We start from the raw sequence: 15,608 nt of genomic DNA, 5'->3' as shown, positions 1-15,608 counted from the left end.
TCGATCAGTGCGTAAGAGCCGCGTGAACAGAACTTCAGCGGTAGGTGAGGCGGGTGTGGGCACGGCGATCTCCCGGGGACGGCGAACACGGCTCGCCGACCAGACTTCCCGGCACACCACGAGGCATCGCCTCGCTGCGACAACCCTAACCGGACGATCCCGGCTCCGCAGTGGATCCCCGCCGTTCAGCTCGGTCATTGTCCGATTGGGCGAACCGGTTTGCCCTTCGGTCGCGTTTACGGCATCTTTGCGCGCGGTGCGCCGGGAAGTCTGGTCGGCATCCGCCCCCGACAACGGGATGGCGGATCAAGGAGACTGGGGTTTCCGCATGGCGCTGGTGCTCGCCTTCGGTGTGGTCCTGTTGATCAGTGTGTCCCTCTCCGGGGTCGCCGCGCGCACGATCCTGTCCACCGCGTTGCTGTTCCTGCTCGCCGGAGCCCTGCTCGGCCAGGGCGTTCTCGGCTGGGTCGAGATCGCACCGAACTCACCCATGGTCACCGTGCTGGCCGACATCGCCCTGTTCACCGTGCTGTTCACCGACGGCGGCCGGGCCAACCTGCGCGCACTCCGCGAAGGCTGGCGCCTGTCCGGTCGCGCGCTCGGCCTTGGCATGCCGCTGACCATGATCGGCATCGCGGTGCCCGCGCACTACCTGGCCGGACTGGACTGGCCCACGGCGTTGCTGCTCGGCGCGATCCTCTCCCCCACCGACCCGGTCTTCGCCTCCGCCATCGTCGGCCGCACCGACGTCCCGCTGCGCCTGCGCCGCCTGCTCAACGTCGAGTCCGGGCTCAACGACGGCCTCGCGCTGCCCTTCGTGCTGATCTTCCTGGCCACCGCGGCCAACCGGGAGGCCAACTGGGCCACCATCGGCCTGGAACTGGGGCTGGGCCTGGCCATCGGCGTGGCGGTGCCCGCGGTGATCGCCCTGGCCTGGCGGCTGCGCCTGCTCACCGCCGAACCCCGCCTGCACGCCCTGGGCCCACTGGCCGCCGGAGTGATCGTCTTCGCCGTCTGCCACCTCACCCACGCCAACGCCTACCTGGCCGCCTTCGCCGCCGGGGCGACCCTGGCCACCCTGGATCACCTTGCGGCGGAACGATTCGAACCGCTCGGCGACCTGCTCTCGGAGATCACCAAGTTCGCCGCGCTGCTGGTCTTCGGCGCGCTGATCACCCCGGAACGCATCTCCCACCTGAGCGTGGGCGACTGGGCGGTGGCGGTGCTGGCGATCCTGCTGGTGCGGCCCGCGGCCATGCTGCTCTCGCTGCTGCGCACCCCGCTGCCGGCCAGGGAACGCAGCGCCGCGGCCTGGTTCGGCCCCAAGGGCTTCGCCTCGGTCATCTACGGCCTGCTCGCCCTACAGGCCGGAATCCCGGCCGGGGAACATGTCTTCGACCTGGTGGCCATCACCATCGCGCTCTCGATCGTGCTGCACTCCTCCACCGACGTGCCGGTGGCCAGGGCACTGCGAATCGAACCACCCGACACCCTGCCCACCGGCCACACCGAGACCACCGCACCAGCGGCAGCGGACCGATGACTCCGGCGCCGATCGTGCTGTTGCTGGGCCTGGTGGTGATGCTCAGCCTGGCGTTGATCCCGTCCCGGCACCGGGGTGCTCGTTGCGTCGCCGTGCTGGGCTGGGCGGCGCTCTTCCTGGATGGCAGCATCGCGAACCACTGGCTGGACGCCGCGGGCATCGTCGTCTTCGCCACCGCACTGGCCTGGGTCCTGCGGCAGGAACTGGTGTCCAGGAGCCAGCGTGATCGAGGCTGACCTCAGCGACATCCGGCGGCTGCGGCTGCACACCGTCGCGATTCGCGGTCTGGACGACCTCATCAGGCCGTCGGAGTACCGGGTGCGGCCGGAGGTGGCGACCCGCGCGGTCCGGCGGCTGCGGGTGCGGGGTGGCCTGATGCTGCTGTCCGGCCTGGCACTGGTCGTCGGCTTCATAACCGGTGCCACGGTGCTGGAGGACCGGGCCGCCGGCCTGGAGGCGACCGGCGTGCGCGTGCCGGGCGTCGTGGTCCAAGTGCGCCAGGGGTTCGTCAGAGGCGTGCCGGACTCCATCGAGGTGCGGTTCGCCGTCGACGGAACCGAACGGGTGCGCTCGATGAACCTCAACGACGGCAGCCCCGTCCTGAACCCGGGCGATGAGATCACCGTGTTCTACGACCGCGACGACCCGGAACGAATCGGTGCCCCCGGCGTGCCCAACGACCCCTTCTGGGCCTTCATCCCGATGGTCATCGCCTTCGTGCTGGGCACTCCCCTGTCCGTGGCCGGGGCGATCGGGTACGGCCGGTGGCGCCGCCGCGCACGCGCCCTCCGGCGGAGCGGCTGGCGGCCGGGCCGTGCGGTGACCGTCCGCAGCCGCGTAGTCACCATCCAGTTCGACGACCCGGCGGACGGTCGGCAGACCATCGTGATGACCCGGCCCGTCATGCTGCCGATACCGCGCGAGATCGTCCTCGGGCCGGTTCTCGTCGGCGGCAGCCGCAGGCGTCTGACCGTCCTGTTCGTCCAGGGGCCGGTGCTGGCCGCAGCCAAGCCGCGCTCGATTGACTAGTGTCCCGAGTCGGAAGTTCGGTGGCGGTATCGGCGGTCCAGGTTTCCGCTGGGCGTGCCGCAGGGAAGCCCTCGTACCGGGTTGTACGTGGGCTTCCCTGCGGTGCGGTCAGCGGGAAGCTGGGCTGTCGATACCGCTGGCGAACGTCCGACTCGGGACACTAGCGGCCCAGCGCCGCACCGAACTGGCGGGCGGACAGCCGGTTCGGGCTGATGTAGTACAGCACCGAGCCCGGCGGCGCGGCGCTCTGCCAGCTCGGGTTGACCACGAGCCGGCCGTCGCTGCCGCGGAGCGCGAGCACGGTGGCGCCGTGCTGGCGGCCGAGAGCCAGTTGGCACTGTTCGATCGGCACCGGTCCCAGCTCCGCCGGGACCCGGATCGAGTAGGTGTTCGCGCCGTTGTGGGCCATCAGCTCGGCGTACACCTCGGCGATACCGGGAGCGGTGAGCTCCTCGGTGATCATCCGAGGGGTGTGCCAGGGCACGCAGTGGATGTTCTGGTCCACGTAGTGCAGCAGCGCGGTGCGGTCCATGTCCCGCAGGGCGGCCACGATGTGCGCGGTCGTTTCCAGGTGGTCCACCGCGACGGCGACGGCCAGGGCCTCGTTGTCGTCGTGGGCGTCGATGAGCACCGCCGCGGCGCGGTGCACGCCGGCCCGCCGCAGCGCCGCCTCGTCGGCGAGGTCGCCGCGGACGAAGTCGATGCCGGGCCTGGGCATCGGGTGGGTGGTCACCTCCCCGGTCGCGCACAGCACCAGGTGGTGGTCGTCGTCGGCGAGCACCTGTTCGACGATGCGCTCGGTGCGTCCCGGCGTGTAGCCCAGGAGCACGATGTGACCACTGGCGTGCACGGTGTTCCTGCCCTGCATCCGACGACCCTTCGCTTGTTCGAGCACCGAGGCGAGCTTGGTGAACACGGTGGTCAGCGCCACGATGCCGCCGATGATCACGTAGGCCCCGACCAAGTGCCCCCACCCTGTCTCGGGGTAGAAGTCGCCGTAGCCGACGGTGGCCGCGGTGACCACGAAGTACCACCAGTAGTTCGCCGGCTGGACCAGCTCGCTGCCCGCGGGCTCGGCCACCACCATCAACGGCCAGCTGGTGCCGAAGACGAACACGATGACCGCGGCCGGGGTCGCCCAGCTGGTGAGGAAAGCCAGCCGGGCGAGCAGCCGGTACAGGAACAGCGGCACGGTGCTTCCCACAGTCGGTCGCAGGGGACGGGGCCGCAGAAGTCTAGGCAGCGCGGGGACGCGGTGGAATCGGTTCCGCCCAGTTCGCCCCGGTTTTCTGAGGTGTCACATCTGGTTGGCCAGGCGCTCGACGTCGGCCGTGCGGCCGGCCACGATGAGGACGTCGTCCGGGCGGATCACGGTCTCGGCGGTGGCGTAGGTGAAACCGCTGCCGGGACGCTTCACGCTGACCACGGTGACCCCGTACTTGCTGCGCAGGCGACTTTCCCCCAGTGGCATACCGACAGCTTCCTCCGGCGCCAGGGTCTTGATCATCGCGTAGTCGTCCTCGAACTCGATGTAGTCGAGCATCCGCCCGGTCACCAGGTGGGCCACCCGTTCCCCCATCTCGTGTTCGGGCAGCACCACGTGGTGGGCGCCGATTCGCTCCAGGATCCGCCCGTGCTGGCGGCTGACCGCCTTGGCCCAGATGGCCGGGATGTCGAAGTCCACCAGCAGCGAGGTGGTGAGGATGCTGGCCTCCAGGTCGGTGCCGATGGCCACCACGGCACGCTGGTACTCGTTCACCCCGAGCTGGCGCATGACCTCGCCGTCGGTGGTGTCGGCGACCACGGCGTGGGTCAGTTCATCGGCGTAGCGCTGCACCAGTCGGGGATCGGAGTCGATGCCCAGCACGTCCGAGCCGCGGCGGGTGAGTTCGACGGCCAGGGAACTGCCGAAGCGGCCGAGGCCGATCACCACCACGCGGGTGTTCCGCTTATCCGACAATGGGACGCTCCTCGGGCAGCTCGTAACGACGCGCGCGTTCGCGCAGGGCGAGAGCGGAGGCCAGGGTGATCGGACCGAGCCTGCCGATGATCATCAGGGCGATCAGCACCAGCTGTCCGGTGACCGGTAGTTGCGCGGTGATACCAGTGGACAGCCCCACCGTGCCGAAGGCGGAGGTGACCTCGAAGAGCACGTCGTCGAGGGGGAAGCTGGTGATCGACAACAGCACGACCGTGGCCGCCGTCACCGCGCCGACGCCGAGCAGCGCCACGGTCAGCGCCTGTCGCTGCACAGCGGCGCTGAGCCTGCGGCCCATCAGGTGCACGGTCGGCTCGCCCCGGATCTCCGCCAGGATGACGTAGGCCAGCAGCGCGAAGGTGGTGACCTTGATCCCACCCGCGGTGCCCGCGCTGCCACCACCGATGAACATGAGGATGTCGTTGATCAGCAGGGTGGCCGGTTCCAGCTGGCTGACGTCGAGGCTGTTGAACCCGGCGGTGCGGGGCATGACGCCGTGGAAGAGTCCGACCAGCAGCTTGTGGTGCAGGTCCAGCTTGCCCAGCGTGGCGGTGTTGCCCCACTCGAAGGCCAGCACCGCCGCGGCGCCGATGACCAGCAGCGCGAAGTACACCGGCACGGTGATCTTGGTGTGCAGCGACCAGCGGTGCCGTCCCCGACGCAGGCACCGGCGGCCGACCTCGAACAGCACCGGGTAACCCAGCCCACCGGCGATCACCGCGAACAGGATCGGCAGGCAGACCAGCGGGTCGGTGGCGAACCCGACGAGGCTGTCGGTGTAGAGGGCGAACCCTGCGTTGTTGTAAGCCGAGATCGCGTGGAAGATCCCCAGGTAGAGCGCGCGGCCGAGGGGCTCGTCGTAGCCGGTGGCGAACCTCAGGGCCAGCAGGGCGGCGACCACGATCTCTATGGCCAGACCGACCACGATGACGCCGCCGATGACCTTGCGGACGTCGCCGAGTCCGAGTGCCTTGGTCTCGGCCTGGGCGGTGAGCTGCAACCGCAGCCCGATCCGCCGGGACACCAGCAGTGTCAGCAGCGAGGCCAGGGTCATGATCCCAAAGCCGCCGACCTGGATCAGGGCGAGGATGACGACCTCACCGAAACTCGACCAGTGCGTCGGGGTGTCCACCACGATCAGACCGGTGACGCAGATCGCCGACACCGCGGTGAACAGGGCGCTGACCAGATTGGTCGCCGCACCGTTGGCGGCGGCTATGGGCAGGGCGAGCAGGATCGTGCCGAGCACGGTCACCGCGCCGAAGGCGAGCACCACCAGTCTGGCGGGGTGGTTCCAGCGAGGCGCGCGTGCTCGCCAGAACGCCCCCAGAGCGCCGCGTAGGCTCACGTGGGCCCCCTCGCGGGACGCAGCACCAACAACCGGTCACTGGCTCGCAGCGGCGAAGCCTGTGGGTGGTTGAGCCAGAGACGACTACCGCCGCGGCACACCGCCAGCACCAGCGGACCGCACTCGGTGGCCGGCCGGTCGATCTCGGTGCGGCGCACCGGCCGCTCGGTGATGCCCAGGCCCATCCACACACCGGTGAGGACTCGCTGCACACCGGGCGGTTGATCCGGACGCAGCACGGACATGCCCAGCAGTGACCCCACTACCTGCTGCGTCACCAGGACCTGGTCGGCTCCCAGAACCAACAGCGCCTGGCGCCACCGGGGGTCGTGCACCGCAGCGGTGATCACCGCCGAACGGTTCAGATCGCGTGCGGCCCGCGTAATACGGGCGACTTCTGAATCCTCGGGCATGGTCACCACCACGTGCGTGGCTGTGCCGATCATCGCCGAGTGCAGCACCGCCTCCTCGCTGCCGTTGCCGAGCACTGGCCTGACCCCGTCGGCTTCAGCCAGGGCCAGGCGGGCCGCGTCGTGATCCACGACAACAAGGCCGGACTGTTGCCTGTCGGCCGCAAGCACGGACGCGGCGTAGCGCCCGGTGGCCGTGTAGCCGATGAGGATGGTGTGGCCAGGCACGGTGCGCCTCCCGGTCTGCGGACACGACGATCGACCGCCGACCAGACTTCCCGGCACACCAGTGAACCTGAGCGGCGTCACCTTAGCCGGACGCCGCGACTGCCGCATACGCGACACCTCGACCCTGCTGTGCGGTGGACACCGGGGTCGCATCGCATTAATTTGTTATCGGTTACGTTTCGTTAATAAATCAGGGGGCATCGTGGACTCGACGGAAGTGCTTGTGGTGGGGGCCGGGCCGACCGGACTCACCCTGGCCTGCGGGCTGCGCGCGCACGGCGTCTCGGTGCGCGTGCTCGACGGCGCGCAGGGGCCGGCGGCGACCTCGCGGGCGAACATCCTGCACGCGCGCGGCGTGGAGGTGCTGGACCGGCTGGGCGCTCTTGGCGACCTGCCCCAGCAGTCGGTCACGGCGCTGCGCATCACCGTCAAGCTCGGCGAGCGGACCATCAGCCAGGTCCGCTTCGGCGATGTCGGGCTCGGCACCGCCCGCCCCGCGCTGCTGGCCTCGCAGGCCACCATCGAGGCGCGGTTGCGCGACCGGCTGGCCGAGCTCGGCGGGCAGGTCGAGTGGGACACGCCGGTCACCGCGGTGACCCAGGACGCCGACGGGGCGACCGCGACGCTGGGTGACGGGCAGGCAGTGCGCGCGGGCTGGGTGGTCGGCTGCGACGGCGCGCACAGCACGGTGCGCAAGGTCGCCGGGATCGGCTTCCCCGGTGCGCCGGTGGCCGACTCCTGGCTGCTCGCCGACGTGCACATCGACTGGCCCGGCTCCGATCGCGCGGGCACCGTGGTGTGGCTGCACCGCGACGGCGTGATCGGCGCGCTGCCCATGCGCGAGGTCGGCGGCGCGGAGGACCTGTGGCGGCTGATGACCTACCTGCCCGGCGCGGCCCCCGGGCAGCTCGGCGAGGCGGAGATCCTCGACCGCTTCCGCGAACTGCTCCCCCACCGCACCGGCATGACCGGCATCCGGATCCGCGACGCGGCCTGGGCCTCGGTGTTCCGCATCCACCGGCGGCTGGCCGAGACCTACCGCAGCGGGCGGATCCTGCTTGCCGGGGACGCCGCGCACATCCACAGCCCGCTGGGCGGACAGGGCATGCTCACCGGCATCGGCGACGCGGAGAACCTGGCTTGGAAGCTCGCCCTGGTGGCCAGCGGACGGGCGGAGCAGGCCCTGCTGGAGACCTACCAGGCCGAGCGGCGGCCGCTGGCCACCGAGGTGCTCAAGCGCACCACCGCCAACACCCGGTTGCAGACCAGCGACCACGCGCTGGTGCGCTTCCTCCGGGAGCGGATCATGTCGCCGGTGGTGAACCTGCCCCCGGTCCAGCGCTGGGCCACCGCGCTGGCCGCCCAGCTGTGGGTCTCCTACCGGCGCGGCCCGCTGGCCGGACCGGGCAACCGCTTCGGCGCGCGACCCCGGCCCGGTGACCGCGTGCCCGACCTGAGCTGTCGGCGCGCGGGGAACGCGACCCGGCTGCACGCCGAGCTCGGCGACCACTGGGCGGTGCTGGGCTCGGGGACGGCGGCCGCCGCGCCCGCGGCCGCCGCGCGGCACCTGCTCGGCGACCGCGTCCACGACCTGGTCTGCGCCGAGGTCCCGGCGGGGCAGGTGTGGCTGGTCCGCCCGGACGCACACCTGGCCTGGCGCGGCGACCCCGGCTCCGGCGGCCTGCGACGATGGCTGGACACCGCGTTGCGGCACGGAAGGGCAGGATGAGCGCACCGGAGACGAACACCACGGACAACGGCAGGCGGGGCCGCGGCAGGCCCCGCGCGCCGGAGACCGACGCGGCCATCCTGCGGGCAGCCCTGGAGCTGTTCGTCGAACGCGGCGTGGAGGGCGCCTCCATCGAGGCGATCGCCCGGCAGGCCGGGGTCGGCAAGCTGACCGTCTACCGGCGGTGGGCAGGCAAGGAAGAGCTGATCGCCGCGGCGATCGAGACCTCACGGGCCGGCATCCCCGAGCCCACCGCCGCGGACTTCGCCGACCTGCCGGTGCCCGAGCTGGTGCGCGCACTGCTGCCCGGTGCGGCCGCGGCCCTGGCCGAACCGCACTTCCACGGCCTGATCGCCCAGGTCTACGGTTCCAGCCGCACCCACCCGGCGATCATGGCGACCTACTGGGAGCACTACGTGCTGCCCCGGCGGCGCGCCACCCGGCTGCTGCTGGAGCGCGCCCAGCGAGAAGGCCTGCTGGCGCCGGAGGCCGACCTGGAGGTCCTGATGGACATGATGGTCGGCGCGGTGATGTACCGGGTGATCCAGCCCGAGCCCCTCGATGCCGGCACCGCGCTCCGCTACCTGGAGGCCGTCTATCGGCAGGCGGGCCTGCTACCGGACTGAGCACCCTTGCCAACTCGTTGAACACGTGTTTAACCTGTTCAGCGTGGAAACCGAGCAGGCGGATCCGGAACGGGCCGCGGTGGTCGAGCGCATCCGGAACGCGGCAGTGCGCTGTTTCGGCGCGCAGGGCTTCGGCGCTTCCGTCCGGTCCATCGCCACCGCCGCGGGCGTCAGCCCGGCTCTGGTGATCCACTACTTCGGATCCAAGGACGCGCTGCGCGCGGCGTGTGACGAGCACGTGCTGCGGTCGGTCAGGGACACCCCGGCGATCACCGGCCGGAGTCCCGCGGACTTCCTCGGCGGGCTCACCGCGGCGCGCGACGCGGTCCTCGTCGCCTACGTCGTGCAGGCGCTGCTCGCCGGTGGTGAGCTGGCCACGGCGTTCCTGGCGGACATGATCGCCGACGTCCGGCGGCACCTCGACCACGCGCAGGCGCAGGGCCAGGTGCGGCCCAGCCGGGATCCGGCCGCGCGGGCGCGGTTGCTGGTGCTGCAGAACGTCGGCGCGCTGCTGGTCCACCTGCGGCTGAACCCGCCGGGCGAGGCCGGGCCGGCCGAGTCGGTGCGGGCGCTGTCGGAGACGATCACGTTGCCCGCGCTGGAGATCTACACCGACGGGCTGCTCACCGAGCGCCGCCTGCTCGACTCCTACCTCCGCTACGTCACCGATCCGCCCAGCCAGGTGCCGGACAGCTGAACCGCGGAGGGCGCCGTCCTCCGCGCCCCGCACCTTTCCTGGAGGACCCGATGCGAGTTGTGATCATGACCGTGGGCACCCGTGGCGATGTCGCGCCCTTCGTCGGCCTGGGGGTCCGGCTGCGCGCGGCCGGGCACGAGGTCACCGTGGCCACCCAGCAGTCCTCGGCGGAGCTGGTCACCGGCGCCGGACTGGCGTTCCGGCCGCTGCCAGGGGACATGAAGGCCGATATGGCCTCCGCCGACGGGCAGCGCTGGACCAAGGCGGGAGCCACCCTGCGGGCGATCCCGGCCCAGCTCAGGCTCGGCAAGCGGTTCATGATCGGCATGGGCCAGGCGGTGCTCGCCGCGGCGGCGGGCGCGGAGGTGCTGTTGCTGGCGCGGGCGCCGATGATGCACGGCTACCTGGCCGGTCAGGCGCTGGGGATCCCCACGGTGGGCCTGGAGCTGTGGCCGAGCGTGCCGACCGGCGACTTCCCGCTGCCCCTGTTCGGTGACCGTTCCTTCGGCCGCTGGGGCAACCGGAACCTGCACAAGCCGGTGCTGTTCGCGCCGACCCCCTTCGACGCCGACTTCAAGCGGTTCTGCCGGGAGATCGGTTTGCCACCGGTGGGCATCGGACGCATCCGGCGCACGATGCTGGCCGATGAGCGGTGGCCGATCCTGCACGGCTACAGCCCACTCATCGTGCCGCGACCGGCTGACTGGCGTCCGGGCGCGGAGGTCGCGGGCTACTGGTGGCAGCCCATCCCGCCGGAGTGGCGGCCGTCCCCGGAACTGGCCGACTTCCTGGCCGCCGGTCCACCGCCGGTGTACATCGGGCTCGGCAGCATGGCTTCCGGCGAGGGCGAGCGGCTCTCCGGGATCGTGGTCGAGGCCGCCCGCCAGGCCAGGGTGCGCGCGGTGATCCAGGCCGGGTGGGCCGGGTTGGCCGCGGCCGGGGACGACGTGCTGACCGTCGGCGACATCCCGCACGACTGGCTGTTCCCCCGGATGGCCGCACTCGTGCAGCACGCCGGGGCGGGCACCACCGGCGCGGTGCTGCGCGCCGGGGTGTCCACGGTGCCGGTGCCGGTCGCCTTCGACCAGCCGTTCTGGGCGGGCAGGCTGACCCGGCTGGGGATCAGCCCCGGCGTGCTGCCGTTCAAGCGCCTCACCGCGCCCGCACTGGCCGAGCGGATTCGTCAGGCCGTCGGCGAACCCGGCTTCGGTGACCGGGCGCGTGTCCTCGGCGAGCGGGTGCGCGCCGAGGCCGGGACCGCGCGGGTGCTGCGCGTGCTGGACGAGCTGGCCGGTGGCTGAGTCAGCGGGCGGAGTTCTCCCACAGCTGGACGAAACGGTCGATACGCCACAGCTGAGCCATGATCAGCACGGTGGTGCCGAACACCGTCGGCCACAGCCGCAGGGCGATCAGGCCCCAGGCGATCAACGCGAACCCGCACAGGCCGGCAGCGACCAGGAACCGCAGCACCCTGCGGTGCTCCGGGGACACCTGATCGCGCTCGTGCACCCACGCGCGCTCCCCGTAGATCCCCTTGGCGGCCCAGGACCGCGGGTGTTCCACGGGCGGGAAGGCCGAGGGGTTGACGAACAGCCAGATGACCACGGCGCCGATCGGGAGCAGGCACCACCACCCGATCCACACGCGGCTCCAGATCGCCAGCAGCATGAGCGGGAGGGCGGCGAACCGGGTCCACACGCTCCACGGGTTCGCGTGCCGCCGCCAGCTTTCCTCGTCCATCTGGAACGCACCGGCGACAGCTCCTGCGATGTCCATTGTGTACTCCCCTACTTCCCTTGGCTCGCAACGTGTTCTTCGAGTGCCCGCACCGCCGCGGTGACGCCGTCCTCGGCGCGGACCATGCGGCCGAGCTCCCCGGCCCGCCGGGCCAGGTCCCCGTCCTGGACGGCCGCGGTGATCGCGGCGGCCAGGCACTCGGCGGTGAGCCGCTGCTGGGGCACCGGGGCCGGGGCCACACCGACGGCGTGCATCCGCTGCGCCCAGTGCGGCTGGTCGGCCACGAACGGGCACACCACCTGCGGGCGGCCCGCGGCCAGCGCCGCGCCGGTGGTTCCGCCGCCGCCGTGGTGCACCACCGCGCTCATCCGCGGGAACAGCCAGTCGTGCGGGGCCGCCTCGATCACCAGCACCTCGGGTGAGTCCTCGACGGCGGCGATACCGCCCCAGCCGGTGGCCAGCACCGCGCGGACCCCGGCCCGGCGCACGGCCTCGGCCACGATCGTCCCGGTGCGCTGGGCCTGACCGGCCATGCTGCCGAAGCCGAGGTAGACCGGCGGCGGACCCTCGTCGAGGAACTGGCTCAGCCGCTCCGGCGGTGACCAGGAACCGGCGGCGGGCAGGTACCAGAACCCGGTGGTGCGCACCGACTCCGGCCAGGCCGGGTCGACGCGCGTCACGTGCGGGCTGAATGCCTGCAGGACAAGGCGATCCGCTCCGTTAGCCTCGTGCAGCACGTCGTGTCCGCCGCGCCGCACGGGCAGGCCCAACTGCTCGGTGCGCCAGGCGTTGGCCACCCCGGCGTGCGCGCGCAGCGTGCCCGCGACCGCGAGGTAGCTGGCCCGGTTCAGGGCTTCGGGCAGCCGGGGCAGCGGCACCATCGGACACGGGAACAGCGAGGTGGGCACCCAGCCCGGTTGCAGGGTCGCCAGCACGGCGGGCACACCCAGCAGCTCGGCCACGTGCTGCGCGGGCAGCGTCGGCGAGTGCACCACCACATCGGCTTCCCGCCACGCGGCCCGGCCCAGATCGCGCAGCACCGCCGACATCAGCGGCTTGATCCGGCGCAGGGTCCGCAGCGCGGCGAGCTTGCCCCGCACGCCCCGGTAGCCGGTCTCGATGGCCTCCCGCGCCGCCGGATCCGTCAGCAGCCGGTTCGGCCCCTCGTCCAGCGGCGCGAAGTCCACCCCGTGCTCGGCCGCCTGCGCGGCGAAGGAGGCCGGCGCGGCCAGCCTCGCCTGGTGCCCGGCGGCGCGCAACGCGACCGCGAGCGCGAGGAAGGGCTGCACGTCGCCGCGGGTGCCGTGGGTGACCAGGAACGCCTTCACCGGCCCCGCTCCGTCCGGGCCACCGAGGTGAACGCCGTCAGCCACCGGTCGTCGGTGAACAGCCCGTGGGTCAGCATCTCCAGCCCGGCCCGCGCGCCGCGCACCGAGGTCGCGGTCTCGGCGACGTCACCGCCGAGCAGCCTGCCCACCTGCTCGCCCAGCACCAGCGGGGCCAGCAGCCAGGACACGTAGGTCACCGCCCGCGCCCGCGAATCCTCAGTCGGCCGCACCCAGCCCTGCGCCTGCCCGTCGGCCAGCCACCGCTCGGTGCGCTCGACGATCTCGGCGAACACCGTCGCCGCGGCGGGCGAACCGTCCAGCAACGCCCGGCCCAGGTAGCGGCGGACGGGGGTCGCCGAGTCCAGCATCTCCGCGAGCGCGCCGAGGTCGGACGGCTCGGCGTCCTCGCCGCCGGAGCGGATGAGGGCGAGCACGTGCTCGTCGCAGGCCTGCCGCAATCCGTCCTTGGACCCGAAGTGGTGCAGCACCAACGCGGGTGAGACCCCGGCGTCAGCGGCCACCGCGCGCACGCTCGTGCCTGCCACGCCGTCTGCGCCGAAGCGGGCCAGCGCGGCCTCTCGGATCCGGGCTCGCGCGGTGAGATCGTCGACTGAACGCATGAACAGCATACTAAACATTTGTTCAGTCGACCGTCGAGAGGTCTCCCGTCAAGACGGCGTCAAGATTGCTCAGACCGGCGCGGCCGGCCGGTGAGACCCACGGAAGGTGCCGGCACCCAGCCACGGCAGGCCGTCGGAGCCATACGGGACGAGCGACGCGTCGGGCACCAGTGTCGGCAAGCGCGCAGCCCGCCCAGTTCAGCGTCACATCAGGTTCGCGGGGCACAATACCCGCGTGTCCGGAGCACCTGCCGCAATGCCCGCCAGCGGCTCAGTCACCCGCAATCGCGAACTCGGCTCGTCTCCCTATCGAGCTGAGTTGCAGGGTTTGCGTGCGCTCGCGGTCGGCTTGGTCGTGGTCTATCACGTGTGGCTGAACCGGATCTCCGGTGGCGTGGACATCTTCTTCCTGCTCTCCGGATTCCTGGTCACCGGCCAACTGGTGCGCGCGGTGCAGAGGGGCGGGATCCGGTTCGGCGCGCTGTGGGGCCGCATGCTGACCCGGCTGGTGCCCGCGGCGGCCGTCGTGCTGGCCGCCACCACGGTGGCCTCGATCCTCATCCTGCCCCAGGACCGGTGGTTCCAGACCATCCGGGAAATCGTCGCGGCGGCGTTGTTCCTGGAGAACTGGCAGCTGGCCGCGGACTCCGTGGACTACTTCGCACAGAACAACGTAGCCAGTGTGGCGCAACACTTCTGGTCGCTGTCCATCCAGGGACAGTTCTACCTGGTGTGGCCGTTGCTGATCGGGTTGCTGGGTCTGATCGCGGTGCAGAACGGCCGGGATCTGCGCCGCTACGTCGCCGGGGCACTGACGGTGATCGGCGCGGCCTCGCTGGCGTACTCGGTGGCGCTCACCGCGACCGACCAGCCGCTGGCCTACTTCCACTCCCTCACCCGCGTCTGGGAGTTCGCTCTCGGCGGGCTGCTGGCCCTGGGCATCAACGCGATCACACTCGCCCGCGGGCTGCGGATCGTCCTGGGCTGGCTCGGGGTCCTGGGTCTGCTCAGCTGCGGCGTCATCCTCAACGTGGGCAGCGAGTTCCCCGGCTACGCCGCGCTGTGGCCCACGATCTCGGCCGCTCTGGTGCTCATCGCGGGCGCCACCGGCAGCCGGCTCGGCGCCGACCGCTGGCTGGGTTCCCGCCCGCTGACCTACCTGGGCGACCTCAGCTACCCGCTCTACCTGTGGCACTGGCCGATCCTGGTGCTCTACCTGGTGCACCAGGGCATCACCGAGGTCAGCTGGCGCGAGGGGCTGGGCATCATCGCGGTGTCCCTGCTGCTCGCCGCCTTGACCCAGCACCTGCTCGCCGAGCCCGCTCGGGAGATCCGCATGGTCACCGGAACCCGTTGGGGCGCCTACCGGTTCGCCGCCCTGCTCACCACCATCGTGCTCGTCCTGGCCGGCGGCTGGCAGCTGGCCGGCCTGCGCGCGGCGTCTCCGGACGCCCAGCCCGGCGACCAGGACCACCCCGGCGCCCTCGCCCACAGCCCCGGGTTCCAGTACCAAGGCAGGGACGACGCTGTGCTGCTACCGCCGCGGATCACGCTGGAGCAGGACTGGGCCACCACCGACGACATGGACTGCACCCGCTCGGCCCGCAACGAGGACCTGGAGATCTGCTCCTCCAGCATCGCCGAACCCGCCCGCCGGATCGTGGTCATCGGCGACTCGCACATGCAGCAGTACCTCGCCGCGGTCCGTCCGATCGCACAGCGTCAGAACTGGCAGGTCATCGTCATGCTCAAGGGGGTGTGCCCGTTCTCCGTCGACGCCGATGCCATGCCGGGTGACCAGCCCTGCATCGACTGGAACGCCGCCGCGGCCGAGGAGATCGTCGACATGCGTCCGGACGCGGTGCTCACCCTGGCCTCCCGCGACGTGCGTGCCGGCCTGTCCGAACAGACCCCGCCGGGCTTTGTGGCGCAGTGGCAGAGGCTGGCCGAGTCCGGCATCCGCGTGCTGGCGGTGCGCGACAACCCCCGCTTCGGCTTCTCCCCCGCCGTGTGCGCCTACGAGCACGGCCCCGACCACCCCGACTGCGCCACACCCCGGGACACCCTCCTGGCCACCAACCCGCCCTACACCCAACTCCCGGACGTCCCGGGCAACGTCACCTTCATCGACTTCAGCGACTACTACTGCACGGCTGAGCTCTGCCCGCCGGTGGTGGGCAACGTGCTGGTGTACATGGACCACAACCACACCACGGCCAGCTTCATGACCACGCTGTCCCCGGTGCTGGAGAAGGAGATGCTCCGCGCTCTGGAATGAGCATCGCTTGTCCACGGACGTCCGCATAGGGCAAGGTAGTCAGCGGTGTGCCGGGAA

The 15,608-nt window shown here is 71.5% G+C and carries 15 protein-coding genes; 8 read left to right on the top strand and 7 right to left on the bottom strand.

Going from position 1 to position 15,608, the window contains the following annotated elements; all coding sequences use genetic code 11:
- The first annotated feature begins 328 nt into the window (after positions 1–328).
- From N8J89_RS04055 to N8J89_RS04045, 3 genes are read left to right on the top strand one after another with little or no spacing between them, the layout of a single operon-like run.
- Complete coding sequence (locus N8J89_RS04055; protein WP_283663014.1) at positions 329–1,543, top strand: cation:proton antiporter; 1,215 nt, start codon at positions 329–331, stop codon at positions 1,541–1,543.
- On the top strand, positions 1,540–1,779 hold the full coding sequence (locus N8J89_RS04050) for a hypothetical protein (protein WP_283663013.1): 240 nt from the start codon (positions 1,540–1,542) through the stop codon (positions 1,777–1,779). Before N8J89_RS04055 ends, N8J89_RS04050 begins: the two co-directional genes overlap by 4 nt.
- Entirely contained in the window at positions 1,766–2,572 is an 807-nt protein-coding gene (locus N8J89_RS04045; RefSeq protein WP_283663012.1) for a DUF3592 domain-containing protein, read from the top strand. The genes N8J89_RS04050 and N8J89_RS04045 overlap by 14 nt, the downstream gene beginning before the upstream one ends.
- Before the next feature lie 160 nt (positions 2,573–2,732).
- Here N8J89_RS04045 and N8J89_RS04040 read toward each other — a convergent pair whose 3' ends face one another.
- The 4 genes from N8J89_RS04040 to N8J89_RS04025 all read right to left on the bottom strand — a co-directional run bounded on the left by N8J89_RS04040 (position 2,733) and on the right by N8J89_RS04025 (position 6,536).
- Positions 2,733–3,764: an ion channel gene (locus tag N8J89_RS04040; RefSeq protein WP_283663011.1), complete on the bottom strand. Its 1,032-nt coding sequence runs from the start codon at positions 3,762–3,764 to the stop codon at positions 2,733–2,735.
- Positions 3,765–3,869: 105 nt separating this feature from the next.
- Positions 3,870–4,532, bottom strand: coding sequence for a potassium channel family protein (locus N8J89_RS04035; protein ID WP_283663010.1), 663 nt, complete (start codon positions 4,530–4,532; stop codon positions 3,870–3,872).
- Entirely contained in the window at positions 4,522–5,898 is a 1,377-nt protein-coding gene (locus tag N8J89_RS04030) for a TrkH family potassium uptake protein (protein ID WP_283663009.1), read from the bottom strand. Before N8J89_RS04030 ends, N8J89_RS04035 begins: the two co-directional genes overlap by 11 nt.
- Positions 5,895–6,536 carry an NAD-binding protein gene (locus N8J89_RS04025; RefSeq protein WP_283663008.1) on the bottom strand — a complete coding sequence of 214 codons (642 nt, stop codon included), beginning with the start codon at positions 6,534–6,536 and terminating at the stop codon, positions 5,895–5,897. The genes N8J89_RS04030 and N8J89_RS04025 overlap by 4 nt, the downstream gene beginning before the upstream one ends.
- A gap of 202 nt (positions 6,537–6,738) precedes the next feature.
- Between N8J89_RS04025 and N8J89_RS04020 the strand changes: the two genes are divergently transcribed.
- The 4 genes from N8J89_RS04020 to N8J89_RS04005 are packed head-to-tail and all read left to right on the top strand — an operon-like array spanning position 6,739 to position 10,889.
- On the top strand, positions 6,739–8,265 hold the full coding sequence (locus N8J89_RS04020) for an FAD-dependent monooxygenase (RefSeq protein WP_349497443.1): 1,527 nt from the start codon (positions 6,739–6,741) through the stop codon (positions 8,263–8,265).
- Complete coding sequence (locus N8J89_RS04015; RefSeq protein WP_283663007.1) at positions 8,262–8,891, top strand: TetR/AcrR family transcriptional regulator; 630 nt, start codon at positions 8,262–8,264, stop codon at positions 8,889–8,891. Before N8J89_RS04020 ends, N8J89_RS04015 begins: the two co-directional genes overlap by 4 nt.
- Before the next feature lie 43 nt (positions 8,892–8,934).
- Entirely contained in the window at positions 8,935–9,588 is a 654-nt protein-coding gene (locus N8J89_RS04010) for a TetR/AcrR family transcriptional regulator (protein ID WP_283663006.1), read from the top strand.
- A gap of 50 nt (positions 9,589–9,638) precedes the next feature.
- Entirely contained in the window at positions 9,639–10,889 is a 1,251-nt protein-coding gene (locus tag N8J89_RS04005) for a glycosyltransferase (protein WP_283663005.1), read from the top strand.
- A 1-nt stretch (position 10,890) separates the two neighbouring features.
- Here N8J89_RS04005 and N8J89_RS04000 read toward each other — a convergent pair whose 3' ends face one another.
- Genes N8J89_RS04000 through N8J89_RS03990 form a run of 3 tightly spaced genes read right to left on the bottom strand, consistent with a single transcriptional unit; the run spans position 10,891 to position 13,273 of the window.
- Positions 10,891–11,364 (bottom strand): DUF6653 family protein, encoded by a 474-nt coding sequence (locus tag N8J89_RS04000; protein WP_283663004.1) that lies wholly within the window; start codon positions 11,362–11,364, stop codon positions 10,891–10,893.
- Between the two features lie 11 nt (positions 11,365–11,375).
- Positions 11,376–12,653 carry a nucleotide disphospho-sugar-binding domain-containing protein gene (locus N8J89_RS03995; RefSeq protein WP_283663003.1) on the bottom strand — a complete coding sequence of 426 codons (1,278 nt, stop codon included), beginning with the start codon at positions 12,651–12,653 and terminating at the stop codon, positions 11,376–11,378.
- Positions 12,650–13,273 (bottom strand): TetR/AcrR family transcriptional regulator, encoded by a 624-nt coding sequence (locus tag N8J89_RS03990; protein WP_283663002.1) that lies wholly within the window; start codon positions 13,271–13,273, stop codon positions 12,650–12,652. Before N8J89_RS03990 ends, N8J89_RS03995 begins: the two co-directional genes overlap by 4 nt.
- A 256-nt stretch (positions 13,274–13,529) precedes the next feature.
- Here N8J89_RS03990 and N8J89_RS03985 point away from each other — a divergent pair, with 256 nt between their 5' ends.
- Positions 13,530–15,551, top strand: coding sequence for an acyltransferase family protein (locus tag N8J89_RS03985; RefSeq protein WP_283666089.1), 2,022 nt, complete (start codon positions 13,530–13,532; stop codon positions 15,549–15,551).
- Positions 15,552–15,608 lie beyond the last annotated feature (57 nt).

Source organism: Crossiella sp. CA-258035 (genome assembly GCF_030064675.1).
Classification (GTDB): Bacteria; Actinomycetota; Actinomycetes; order Mycobacteriales; family Pseudonocardiaceae; genus Crossiella.
Note: the sequence above shows the minus strand (reverse complement) of the source record. Positions and strands in the feature narration are given on the sequence as shown.

Excerpts from the sequence above, each read along its gene's own strand:
- N8J89_RS04005 (WP_283663005.1), top strand. The coding sequence starts at position 9,639 with ATGCGAGTTGTGATCATGACCGTGGGCACCCGTGGCGATGTCGCGCCC.
- N8J89_RS03990 (WP_283663002.1), bottom strand. The coding sequence starts at position 13,273 with ATGCGTTCAGTCGACGATCTCACCGCGCGAGCCCGGATCCGAGAGGCC.
- N8J89_RS04050 (WP_283663013.1), top strand. The coding sequence starts at position 1,540 with ATGACTCCGGCGCCGATCGTGCTGTTGCTGGGCCTGGTGGTGATGCTC.
- N8J89_RS04000 (WP_283663004.1), bottom strand. The coding sequence starts at position 11,364 with ATGGACATCGCAGGAGCTGTCGCCGGTGCGTTCCAGATGGACGAGGAA.
- N8J89_RS03985 (WP_283666089.1), top strand. The coding sequence starts at position 13,530 with ATGCCCGCCAGCGGCTCAGTCACCCGCAATCGCGAACTCGGCTCGTCT.
- N8J89_RS04055 (WP_283663014.1), top strand. The coding sequence starts at position 329 with ATGGCGCTGGTGCTCGCCTTCGGTGTGGTCCTGTTGATCAGTGTGTCC.
- N8J89_RS04015 (WP_283663007.1), top strand. The coding sequence starts at position 8,262 with ATGAGCGCACCGGAGACGAACACCACGGACAACGGCAGGCGGGGCCGC.